Annotated in this window: 6 protein-coding genes; 1 reads left to right on the top strand and 5 read right to left on the bottom strand. The window is 42.5% G+C overall.

The genetic code is table 11. The features are described 5' to 3' along the window. The first annotated feature begins 113 nt into the window (after positions 1-113). The gene (locus I2I13_RS01305; protein WP_195648539.1) at positions 114-4,649 is read left to right on the top strand and encodes a two-component regulator propeller domain-containing protein; all 4,536 of its coding nucleotides are present in this window, start codon (positions 114-116) and stop codon (positions 4,647-4,649) included. A 144-nt stretch (positions 4,650-4,793) separates the two neighbouring features. Here I2I13_RS01305 and I2I13_RS01300 read toward each other — a convergent pair whose 3' ends face one another. The 5 genes from I2I13_RS01300 to I2I13_RS01280 all read right to left on the bottom strand — a co-directional run bounded on the left by I2I13_RS01300 (position 4,794) and on the right by I2I13_RS01280 (position 13,280). Continuing rightward, positions 4,794-6,290, bottom strand: coding sequence for a pectate lyase (locus tag I2I13_RS01300; protein WP_122135610.1), 1,497 nt, complete (start codon positions 6,288-6,290; stop codon positions 4,794-4,796). 35 nt (positions 6,291-6,325) lie between these two features. Continuing rightward, entirely contained in the window at positions 6,326-7,987 is a 1,662-nt protein-coding gene (locus tag I2I13_RS01295; protein WP_195648538.1) for a pectate lyase, read from the bottom strand. Between the two features lie 31 nt (positions 7,988-8,018). After that, positions 8,019-9,596, bottom strand: a complete 1,578-nt coding sequence (locus tag I2I13_RS01290; RefSeq protein ID WP_195648537.1) for a pectate lyase — start codon at positions 9,594-9,596, stop codon at positions 8,019-8,021. A gap of 93 nt (positions 9,597-9,689) precedes the next feature. Continuing rightward, positions 9,690-11,318: a pectinesterase family protein gene (locus I2I13_RS01285; protein WP_117934740.1), complete on the bottom strand. Its 1,629-nt coding sequence runs from the start codon at positions 11,316-11,318 to the stop codon at positions 9,690-9,692. A gap of 84 nt (positions 11,319-11,402) precedes the next feature. Continuing rightward, positions 11,403-13,280: a DUF5123 domain-containing protein gene (locus tag I2I13_RS01280; protein WP_195648536.1), complete on the bottom strand. Its 1,878-nt coding sequence runs from the start codon at positions 13,278-13,280 to the stop codon at positions 11,403-11,405. Between the last annotated feature and the right edge of the window lie 9 nt (positions 13,281-13,289).

Here is a 13,289-nt window from a genome sequence, read left to right as displayed (position 1 = left end):
TGTCTAAAATTGATGACTTGTTCTATAGAATGGTCCGATTCTGTTAAATAGCCGCTAAAGATTGCATTAAACTACAAGTATTTTTCTATCTTTACGGCACAGAACCGAGTGATATGATGAAGAAAACCTTAATTTCAGTAATCTTTTTGCTAGCTATTGTGTTCTTGACACATGCACAGCAGCACTGTTTTTTCACCCACTATTCTACTGAAGATGGATTATCCCAAAATACGGTGATGAACATCTTGCAGGATCACAAAGACAATCTTTGGTTTGCCACTTGGGATGGCATCAACCGTTTCAACGGTTATACCTTTAAAACATACAAGGCCCGTCAGGGAAACTATATCAGTTTGACCAATAACCGTGTAGATCGTATCTATGAAGACCGTTACGGTTTTCTGTGGCTACTGACCTATGATAATCGTGTCCATCGTTTCGATCCGAAGACGGAGACTTTTGAACAGGTGCCTGCTGCCGGAGAAGAGGGAAGCGCTTTCAATGTACATACCATTGAGGTGATGCCGAATGGAACCGTCTGGCTGCTGACAGAAAATGACGGAGCTATCCGAATCCAGACTCATCCGGATGAGAATAATCGCCTGACATGGGATATTTATTCCAGTAAGACGGAGTTATTTCCCTCTCTACATATACTCAAAGTACATCAAGATAAAGCAGGCAATGACTGGCTGTTGACAGATAACGGTCTCGGCATGATCCGCCCCGAAAAGAAAGAACCGGACTCTTACTTTACGGAGACAAAAGGAAAGTTTGGCGGAATGAACCAAGCTTTTTATGCAGTACAGGAGCGGGATAAGGACATTTGCTTTGCCTCCGATCATGGACGCATCTGGTCTTATCAGAAAGAAAGCGGAGAATTTACGTTGATCGAGCTCCCCACGAAAGGACGGATCACTTCTATTCATCCGGTTGCACCGGACATCTCTGTGATCACTACTGATTCGGATGGTTTCTTTACTTACAACTTGCGGACTAAAACAAATGTGCATTATTCATTCCTGACTTGCAAGGCTTTACCCGCAAAACCGATCCTTTCTGCTTATGTAGACCGTGCTTCGGAAGTGTGGTTTGAGCAGGAAGAACCGGGTGTTGTAGCCCATTTTAATCCTTCGACCGGAGTGGTGACCCGTGAACAGATTCTTATTGAATACAGTAATCCCGAACGTTCCCGTCCGGCCTTCCATATCCATGAAGATGTAAACGGATATCTTTGGGTACATCCTTACGGAGGAGGTTTCTCTTATTTTGATCCTCAAAAAAAGCGGTTGGTTCCTTTCTATAATGAATTGGGTAGCCGTGACTGGCGTTTTTCCAATAAGATTCATTCGGCTTTTTCCGACAAACAAGGTAATTTATGGCTTTGCACCCACTCTAAGGGATTGGAGAAAGTGACTTATCGGAATGTGCCTTTCGCGATGATGACTCCTATGCCGCATGAACATGAATCATTGCATAATGAGGTGCGTGCCCTGTGTGAAGACAAACTGGGTAATCTGTGGGTCGGTTTGAAAGACGGTATGCTTCGTATGTATGATGCCGATAAAACTTATAAAGGATACCTGACCGAAAGCGGCATCGTTTCTACTACTGGTACTCCCATGTTGGGAACTGTTTATTTTGTTATTCAGGATTCGAAAGGAATGATCTGGATTGCAACAAAAGGAGACGGACTTGTCCGTGCCGAGCCGACTTCTTCCAACGGAATGTCTTATAAACTGACCCGTTATCTTCATCGTGAAGAAGATATGTACAGTTTGAGCGATAACAATGTGTATTGTATCTATGAAGATCATTATGGTCGTATCTGGGTAGCTACTTTTGCCGGAGGTATCAATTATATTACGGAGAATGAAGCAGGAAAGACGTTGTTTATCAATCACCGGAACAATCTGAAAGGATATCCGATTGATCCTTGCTACAAAGCGCGTTTCATTACTTCCGATCATAATGGACGTCTGTGGGTAGGCACAACTACGGGAGCTGTTGCTTTTGATGAGAACTTTAAGAAACCGGAGGATGTGCAGTTTTATCATTTCTCCCGTATGCCGAACGATACGCAAAGTTTGAGTAATAATGATGTCCATTGGATTATTTCCACTAAGAAAAAGGAACTTTATCTGGCTACTTTCGGCGGGGGACTCAACAAACTGGTATCTATCAGTAAAGACGGTCATGGAGAGTTCAAATCATATTCCGTACTGGATGGTCTTCCTTCTGACGTCTTGCTTTCTGTCCGCGAAGATAGTAAGGAGAATTTATGGATTAGTACGGAGAATGGGATTTGTAAGTTCATCCCGTCTGAAGAACGTTTTGAAAGTTACGACGAACGTAGTATTACTTTCCCGGTGCGCTTTAGTGAAGCGGCTTCCACATTGACGGCTAAAGGAAGTATGCTTTTCGGTGCCAGTGGCGGAGTCTTTATATTTAATCCCGACTCTATTCGTAAGAGTAGCTATATCCCACCTATCGTATTCTCCAAGCTGATGGTGACTAATGAGGATATTACACCCGGAGATGACTCCTTGCTGAAGGTGGATATTGACGATACCGACCCATTGGTGCTCTCACACAAAGAGAATATTTTCTCCGTTCACTTTGCGGCACTTGATTATACCAATCCGCAGAATATACAGTATGCTTATATTCTCGACGGATTTGAGAAACAGTGGACTTTTGCCGACAAACAGCGTAGTGTGACTTATACGAATCTTCCGAAAGGAGAGTATGTGCTCCGTGTTCGTTCAACGAATAGTGATGGTGTGTGGGTGGATAATGAACGTCTGCTGAACATTGTTATTCTTCCTTCTTTCTGGGAGACGCCGGTAGCTTATGTGCTTTATGTACTTTTTATTCTGATTATTATTTTCGTAGCCGTTTATATCCTGTTTACCATTTATCGGTTGAAGCATGAGGTTTCGGTCGAACAGCAGATTTCGGATATAAAACTACGTTTCTTTACTAATATATCGCATGAGTTGCGTACCCCGCTTACGTTGATAGCAGGTCCGGTGGAGCAGGTCTTGAAGAATGATAAATTGCCGGCTGATGCTCGCGAACAGTTAGTGGTGGTTGAACGGAATACCAATCGGATGCTCCGTCTTGTCAATCAGATTCTGGACTTCCGCAAGATTCAGAATAAGAAGATGAAGATGCAGGTGCAGCGGCTGGATATTGTACCTTTCGTCCGTAAGGTGATGGATAATTTTGAAGCTGTGGCCGAAGAACATCGGATTGATTTCCTGTTCCAGACCGAAAAGGAACATCTTTATCTTTGGGTGGATGCCGATAAGCTGGAAAAGATTGTATTCAATTTGCTTTCCAATGCATTTAAATATACGCCGAATGGTAAGATGATTACAGTGTTTATCCGTGAAGATGAAAATACAGTTTCTATTGGCGTGCAAGATCAGGGTATCGGTATTGCGGAAAATAAAAAGAAGTCACTGTTTGTCCGTTTTGAGAATCTGGTGGATAAGAATCTTTTCAATCAGGCTAGTACGGGTATCGGACTTTCATTGGTGAAAGAGCTGGTAGAAATGCATAAAGCGACTATTTCCGTTGATAGCCATTTGGGAGAAGGGAGTTGCTTCAAAGTAGATTTCCTAAAGGGAAAAGAACATTATGATAAGGAAGCCGAGTTTATTCTGGAAGATGCGGTTGCTCCGGCAAGAATGGGACAAGTAGTGGATATAGCCAATTCTTCCATTCAGTCTGAAACGTTGGTAAGCGATGATTCGGAGAAAATTGAAGATGTGTATGGGGAAGAATTTGCGAAAGAAGAAAACTCCAAAGAATTGATGTTGTTAGTCGAAGATAATCAGGAGTTACGTGAATTCTTGCGCAGTATATTTTCTCCGATGTACCGGGTGGTGGAAGCTGCTGACGGTAAGGAGGGGGCAAGCAAGGCTTTGAAGTACCTGCCGGATATTATCATCAGTGACGTGATGATGCCTGAAAAAGACGGTATTGAAATGACGCGTGAACTGCGTGCGGATATGACGACCAGCCATATACCTATCATCTTGCTTACTGCCAAAACTACGATTGAAAGCAAACTGGAGGGACTGGAATATGGTGCGGACGATTATATAACGAAACCTTTCAGTGCTACCTATTTGCAAGCCCGTGTGGAAAATCTGTTGATGCAGCGTAAGAAACTGCAAAGTTTCTACCGGGATAGTCTGATGCATATCAATATTTCTACCGGCCAGGAGGTAGCGCCTGTGGCTACGGATATGCCGTCTGCTGAAGAAGATGCCTCCGAAACTGTACCTGCAACTCTCGAAATGTCTCCCAACGACCGTAAGTTTATGGATAAATTGGTAGAGTTGATGGAGCAGAACATGGATAATGGAGAACTGGTGGTAGATGATCTGGTTCGGGAACTGGCTGTCAGCCGTTCTGTCTTCTTCAAGAAGCTGAAAACACTTACCGGACTGGCTCCGATTGAATTTATCAAAGAAATGCGTATCAAGCGGGCTACACAATTAATAGAAACCGGAGAATTTAATATGACCCAGATTTCGTATATGGTAGGCATTAATGATCCGCGTTATTTCAGTAAATGCTTTAAAGCACAGGTTGGAATGACGCCTACGGAGTATCGGGATAGAGTAGGGAGATAATAATAGGAAAGGAAAGATATAGAAAGGGGGATGTTCAAAGCTCCCCTTTTATCGAAATCACCCTCGCTACAACTATCTGTGGCAAGGGTGAATTATTGTTTATGAGAGTTTCGATACATTTACCCTCATCTTGGTTATCCGAATTTATTTTTTAGGGTACAGATGATTCACAAGGCTGTTCATATACATTTCCAAGTTTGTATATTCCGGGCTTAATGTATATTTGGCTCCGTCTGAAGGATCATTGGGATTAAGGTTGTGTTTCTTTTCCCATTCATCGGGAATACCATCACCATCTGTATCAACAAGTGCTGTTTCTGATTTATATTCCGGCCATCCTCCTACATCAGACGGTTGGTCAATCATTCCATTCGTGCTTCCGTGAGAACCTTCGTAAGTATAAGTGCCTTTGAGAGTTTCATCTACGATGCGTTGGTCTATGGCGTCACGGCGATATGAAGCACCGGCAAACTCGAGAACATCTTTGTAGGCTTTCTTGGCAGGTTGCAAAGAAGTATGTTCGGCTATGTCAAATGCTTTTTTAGACAGTACTTCCTTTTCTGTGGCAAAGTCTTTTTTGATAACCAGTCCGTAAGAGTTATCCATATTCACTTTATAAAGAGCCTCTTTCTGCTTGTCAGTCAGTTTGGGACAGGTAGGATCCATATAGTTACCTTTGAAATAGAATACACCATGAACACCTGCTTTATTGTTGTTTTTGCCATCATCGGCATACGCTGTAAACAAGCGTTTGAAAGAACCTTTTGTCGCACTGAAAGGTCCCGGTTTATAGTAGTTATTGATAAAGTTGTAGGAACCTCCTTCACCGGCATAAGCACCGTCACTGCCATAATTATAAATCACATTATTGAATAATTCCACTTTTTCATCTTCCGGACGACCCGTATAACGGCTTCCGCAAAGACGGGGTGTGCGGTTAGTGTGATGGGCGAGTAAGTTATGGTGAAAAGTAGCAGGCTGTCCACCCCAGATACCTCCATAACCATGCGCTCCCTTTTCGTGGATAGAATTGGCGAGACTTTCACTGATGATGCACCATTGAAGAGTGAAATTACGGTTATCATAGAATGTGGCACATTCGTCCGTACACCAACTCATGGAGCAGTGGTCTATGATAATGTTTTGGTGCGCTTTTGTACCATTCATTGCGTCGTCACCTTTTTGTTTGATGTCGACTCCCATACGGGAACGGATGAAACGGACGATTACGTTGTCTGCCTGAATAGAGAACGTATAGTTTTTCAGGCAAATGCCATCACCCGGAGCTGTCTGTCCTGCAATGGTCACATCACCATTGCTGAGTTTTAATGCTTTTTGTAGTTCAATAATTCCGCTAACCGCAAAGACAATGGTGCGGGGACCTTTCTTGCTGATAGCCCAGCGAAGTGTCCCTTCCGAACCGTCGTCTGCCAGGGACGTAACAGTGTATACAGCACCTCCGGCACCACCGGTGGTATATTTTCCTGCTCCGTCGGCACCGGGGAAGGCGAGAACTTTAGAACGATCCGGGGTAGGATAGTCCTTTGATGTTTTTTCAACCGAAATGGCAGGTTGCATGGCTTGTCCCACTAGAGGAAAAGCCAATATCAAACTACAGATTGCTAATATATTCTTTTTCATTACTAATTTATCATTTGGGTTCGAATTTACTAAAATTATTCTATAACACTGCCACCTGTCGCACCATTTACCATGATTTCGTGCACCAGACTATTGAGATACATTTCCAGATTAGTGTACTTCCCGTTTTTGTCAATAGTCGTTTCTTTTCCATCAGCAGATTTCTTGGGATTCAAACCATATTCTTCTTCCCAGTAGTCGGGAATACCGTCACCGTCCGTATCTTTCACGTTTGCATTGGTTACAGATTTCAGAACATCGTAGGGATCATTTACTCCTAAGGCTCTGCAGACATCTTTCGGGTCGTTGATATATCCACTTTTGTTTTGTGAGTAGCCGGAAAGACCTTCCCATTTGCTGGCATCTCCCGTGCAACTTGCTTTTCTGTTTTTAACGTCGCTAATTATCAACTCGTCGACTTTATCACGATAGTTGCTGGCTCCTGCATAGCTCATCACACGTTCATAAGCCTCATCCGGCGTATGAGTTCTTACATTTCCTGCCTTAACTATCGGTGAACTTGATTTTATCTGGGTATGTTGGTTCCAAAGCTCCGTAGTTGCACAGTTTTTACCGTCCATTTGGTCAAATACACCTTTTGTCCAGTTATCATTGCTAACAGTCGTATTGCCTACTACTTTATTTCCGTCGATATAAAACTTTCCCCAAGTTTGAAGCCATTTTTTGTAGGCTTCGCCAGAGTAATTTTCCGGATATACATCTGGCTTCGCGATACGGTATGCACGGTCTGCTTTACCGCTTTCATCGGTTCCGGGGCCTGGCTTGTAGTAGTTGTTAACGATATTCACGTGTTGCGCTTCACCACCGTAGCAGCCTTCGCCTCCCCAATTGTAGTAAACATTGTTGCGCATATCCACTCGCTCTCCATCGTTGTTGTTCAGTGCTAATGTAGTATATCGGGGACCAAGGCGTGGAACACGGCTTTCGCAATGGGCTATCAGGTTATGGTGGTAAGAGGCATAGTTTCCTCCCCAGTTACCGCCATATCCGTGAGAAGCGAATTTGCCTGTGGCAGCATTGATCTTTACATCAGTCACACGTAAGGCTTGATAAGCTAAACACCATTGTACGGTAGAATTTTGCATACCATAGACAGAAAGACATTCATCGCTTCCCCAGCTTACTGAACAATGGTCGATGATTACATTTTGTTTGTCACAACCTCCTAATCCGTCGCAGTCTACGTTAGAGTTTCCGGGGCGGAAACGGATGAAACGAATGATGATATTGCTGGAATTAATCGTAAATGGATAATTGGCAATACAGATACCGCCCGGTGATGTCTGTCCGGCAATGGTCAGATCATCTTTCTGGGTTTTTAATTCCGATTTCAAATAGATGGTACCCGACACATCAAATACAATCGTTTTAGGACCGTCTTGTTGCATAGCCCAGCGCAGACTTCCGCTGATACTTCCACTGGCGTCGTCTTCAAGGCTAGTCACATGATAAACTTTTCCCCCGCGTCCTCCGGTGGTATTGCGACCGTGCCCTTCGGCGTATGGGAAAGCAAGAAGTTCTCCATAATCCAGTTGCTTGACATCAGAAGATGTCCCACCTGAATTATTTGTTCCTCCACCTGTATCATCTACAGGATCGTCTGAAGAGCATGAGGTACATAATCCTGCGATGCTGAATGCAATAGCTATATAAAATAGAGATATTTTCTGCTTCATTATCTTTTAACTGTTTAGGGATATAGACGATTTATTTGTTGGGATACAACTTTTCTACCAGACTGTTGAGGTAAACTTCCAGATTGGTATACGTTTTACTTAGAGTATATTTGGCACCGTCGGCTTTACTTTTGGGGTTCAAACCGTTGGCAGTCTCCCATTCATCAGGGATGCCGTCGCCGTCGGTGTCTTTCGGACCGGTTTCCTTTTTATATTCCGGCCAGCCACCTACATCGCTGGCTTTATCAATAAGTCCCTTTTCACTGCCATTACTGCCGTCTGCCGTATAATCTCCGTTGCGAACGTTGGCTATGATGCGTTTATCGACATCATCATATTTTAAGGAAGCACCGGCATACTTTAATACTGATTCATAAGCTTCTTTTGCCGATTGAGTGAATTCGGATGCATCTTCGGAAATGGTAAATTCGTTACTTGACTGAAGTGCTTTTTCTCCTCCATCGGGTAAAGGAACGGCTTCTGTTGCATTGGGGTGTAACCCTTGCCAGTTGTCATTGTTTACAGAAGTAAGCAGAGATTGATATTCGGCTTTCAATTCAGGACATGTGCCGTCAAAATAGTTTCCTTTCAGATAAAAAGTACCCCATATACCTTTGGTGTTTTTATTTGTACCGTCGTCACCGTTAGGTTGGAAGATACGGTTTACAATATTTTTCTTGGTATTGGTAACTGGTCCGGGCTTGTAGTAATTGTTCACGAAATTATAGCTTCCTCCTTCTCCTGCATAGCCGCCATTGGTCGGTCCCCAGTTATAGAAAACATTATTTCGTAAATCGACTTTTTCATTTTCCGGTTTCCCTGTATAGCGGCTACCGCATAGACGTGGTGTACGGCTGCTGTGGTGGGCTAATAAATTGTGGTGGAATGTAGCGGGTGATCCTCCCCATATTCCTCCGTAACCGTGATTACCTTTGGTATGTACCGAACGATTCAAACTTTCGCTGATGATGCACCATTGCATGGTAAAATTAGTGTTATCGTAGAAAGAAGCACATTCATCAGTGCTCCAACTCATCGAACAATGGTCAATGATAATATTTTTATGTTGCTTTCCCCACAATGCATCACCACTGTCGGCTTCTGCTTCTGTTGTAAAGTTGTCCGATCCCATGCGGAAACGCATGAAGCGGATGATTACGTTGTCTGCCTGTACGGATACGGGATGTCCTTTCAGGCAAATACCGTCACCCGGTGCACTCTGGCCGGCAATCGTTACATCTCCGTTGGTTATCTTCAAGGGGCTTTTCAGTTCTATCAATCCACTTACCGCAAATACGATCGTGCGCTTTCCCGTACGATTTAATGCGTAGCGTAGTGTCCCTTGTGTTGTGTTATCTTCAAGCGAAGTTACTGTATACACTTCTCCGCCTGCTCCGCCGGTAGTATAACAACCTGCACCGTAAGCGCCCGGAAAGGCATAATGCGTTTCGGCAGGTGTCTCTTCTTCACCACTTTCGTTCTCATTACCACCGTTACCGGTATTTTGTCCCGGTGTTTCATCAGTGATACTTGGGTCTTCGCTGCTGCAAGCAACCGATAGGTTGATTACACAGAAGCACAATAATCCCATTTTAATAGATTTGAGCATACAAATTATCTTTTAAAAAAATAGAGTTCTTTGTCTCATACATTATATTTGCTGATGATGTGACAAAGAACTCTTTATTAAATCTTATTGGTTTTATTCGCTTACTGTACCGTACTGGCTTACAGTTTTCACTGTATAAATATTGCTTTCGTCAGTGTTGGTCAGTGTAACGGTAGTGTCTGTAGTTTGCCCTGCATAGTTACCATTCATAAAGATGAGGTAACCGGCAGCACCGGATACTGCATCCCATGTCAGAGTGTTTCCCGACAGATTGACATTGGTAGGTGCTGCAAGGGGAGTTTCCATATACTCTTTCGGGTTCCAGCTGTCAATAGTTATTATATTCTCATATGTATATTTAGCAGCTTCGGATGCTGTTAGCACTGAGCTAGTGAAGGAAACGTTTCCGGAGGTGATTGTTTTACTTTCCGCAATCATATTTCCATTCTTGTCGATAGTGTTATATTCAGCATATAGTGTAGGTATTTGTCCACCATATCCCCAGTGTGAATCTATAATATCCATTTTCAACTTGGTGTTGATCCAGACAGTTTTCGTGGTTGTTGCTTGGGAACGTCCGAATGAGAATTTTGTATCATCACCGTTTACCGTACAATCTTTTATAACATATCCGTATTTATCGCTTTCACTGGTACGCGAAGCAGTTATAACGCTACCACCGTCATTGCCTGTATTATAGAATGTACTGTTTTCGATAAGTACATCGCCACTTCCCCAGATATAATCTGTATGACCTTCAATCCATGAGTTATAAACGTATGCACGATGAGGGGTTGTATTGTTCCAATAACGGGTCCACCATGTATCCTGATAGGAGACAAGCAAACAATTATTCAAAGCAAAGCGGTCTTCACGGTTTATCAAGGCTTCTGCCTGTCCATTTTTACCTAAACCACCAGTGTGACGATTTGAGAATGCACCATAAAGATTGATGATTGAAATGTTTTCAGCATAAAAATCTGTGGCTTCAATCAACACTACTGTGTTTTGGTCTTCACTATATCCGGCTTTGCGGGCTGGTGAGTTTTCGTTGAAAATAGAATAAGGCCATGAGGTAGCATTACTTGAATCATCTACACGGTTTACTGCAAACTGGATTTTAACACCATCGCGGCTCTCACCGATTAAATGAACAAATGGTTTATTCTTATTGATTCGGACACATTCATTATAAGTTCCGTTGGCAATGAAGATTTTATAAGGACTGGTCGGTGGGGTAGTGATGGCGTTGATTGCGGCTTGGAGAGTAGTGTAATCACCATTCCCTTTTGAATCAACAATTGCATCGAATACTTTTCCACCACCCGAAATTTCAGATTTGGCAGTAAAGCTTAAAAAGAAGTCTTCGTCGTAAGCTCTTCCCTGCATATCTGTTAATGCTCCGGCAGGAACTTCGAAAGTACATTCTTTGTTTTCCATACCAGAGAAGGTATAACGTACTTTTTCGTAGTTGATGGATACACGCACTACTCCTCCGTTGAAATATATTTCTGTATCCGGAGCCTGACGCATAGCTTTGCTGAAAGTCAGTTCTACATACCCGCTCGGACCTACTACATCACCATCATTGATATTCTGTGAAATCAGAACAGGGATGCTTGTATCTTCTGCATCATCGTTGTCATTACAGGAAGCACCTGTAAGAATCAACAAGAACAGAAGTAAGTATTTACTTATTGTATTGATTGAATTTGTATTCATAATATCTGTTGCTTTTTAGAGAAGATTCTCCGTCAAGTAAATGCAAATTCCAGACTTGACGGAAAACCTTGCAGTTTTATTTAGTTATTTGTTCCAACGTTGGTCACCGACTCTGTATTCTTCAGGAACATCTGCTCCAAAAGTCAAATCTTCACTTGAGCCATTAGGGAATAGCTGATCGGAAGTCAGAGGAAGACTAGTATAGTCTTTTCCCCAGTCGGTAGCACCAAATGCAAAGTCAGAAGCCTTATATAAACCGTTTACGTTTAGAGTTGTAGCTACAGAACTTGGGTTGTAGAAAGGTTTAACTCCACCTTTGGCAAACAGGGTGTTTGATATAGTCATTGTCATATCTTTTGTATCTCTGCAGAAAGCATCACTTGCTGACATATCATAGAATGTGCAATCCTTGATTGTTATTGTACCGGTTTGTCCGGACTTGTGTCTTATGAATTGAGACGCAGAAGCTCCCTTGGCTACAATAACAGAAGTATTGGAAACCGCTAGGTTGAGAGTTGTTAATGTTACCTTGTCAGAAAGAAGTAATCCATAATGATTGGATGTTGCTGCTCTTCCCAATCCTTTGATGATACAGTCATCAATAGTAACAGACATAGCATTACTTGTACTTGCATTCATACGAACGATACCACGGATATTGGTAATTGTACACGAGGTAACTTCTATTTCTTTGATGCAACCTGAAGCACCGTTTTGATAAATAAGGGTTGTATTTCCTTCATCGGTAATATTCAGATTATGGAATTCTACTTTATCACATATTCCGCTGGCACCTACGCCCTTTTTAATAGTCATATTAACCTGTCCGTCTTGACTGTCACCCCAGAAAATAAGGTGAGTCACGCCAGCAGCAATGCTTTCTTTTTCTTGTGCAAATCCTTCTGTTCCGGAAACATTGATTAATACTTTTCCTGAAAGATTATCCCAGTTGGCAAGGGCATCTTCCCATGTCATTTCAGTATAACCTGTCGGTTTACCTTTCTTAGTTGTAAAGGTGATACGAGAACATATAGAGCCGTTTGCGAAAGCATAAGCCGTATATTCCGTACTGGAAGCCAAACCTGTGATTGTTACCTTATGTGCAGCAATATCTGCTGGTGATAATTGGGTTCCTGATTCAGGTACTCCTTCGGTAGAAAGAACACAAGCATATTCATCTACATCCACCGTTTCTTCCCATGAGAATACAGCTGAATTTGCTGTTATATCACTGATGGTAGATTCGATTTCCAAACCAGGGATGGTAACAGTCTGTGAACCACGTGGATTATTTCCATTATAAATAGTAATCGTGTATTCAGTGAACGACTTCAAATTTTCAACCCATGCTTCACCTGCGGCAGCTTCTGTTGACGAAATAACACGTGAAGTTGCTTCTGTGGCACCCGTTTCCATGATTTCGAAATGATCGACTGCTAATCCGGCTTCCCATGACATACGTACTTTTCCTTGACCTTCAGGTAAGTCTTCAGTAGTTGGAATATTCAGGATAGCTTCTTCCTTAACTGAAGCAAAAGTCTTTTTATAATTTACCCAACGAGATTCCTTCTCTCCGGAAATAGACTTGATACGCATATAATAAGTCGTATTTACCGCCAGATTATCCATTGTGTAAGGTGACTGCTTGATCCGGTTGGCAGGATCATTTCCATAAACGATATTTCCATTTTCTTCTGATCCCATTGGAGTTTCGTCAGTCATCTCGTTAGGACTAATCTCGATAATGTAATAGTCGGTATTGGATGTTGAGCTCCAAGTTACTACCGCTCTGGCTACTTTACTGTCTGTTTCTACACTGATTCCGTTTTCATCAGTTCCGAAAGGACGGCTATAGGAAGAGTCAATATCCCAATCACTTTTCTCTGTACACGAAGATACCGCCAAAGAGGCCAGGAGCATGAAAGCTCCCATTCCCAATATATTTTTTATATTCTTCATCATTTTACGATT

It is taken from the genome of Bacteroides sp. D55t1_190419_B8, assembly GCF_015558905.1.
In the GTDB taxonomy this organism is placed as follows: domain Bacteria; phylum Bacteroidota; class Bacteroidia; order Bacteroidales; family Bacteroidaceae; genus Bacteroides; species Bacteroides vicugnae.
This window is presented reverse-complemented; position numbering and strand designations above follow the sequence as displayed.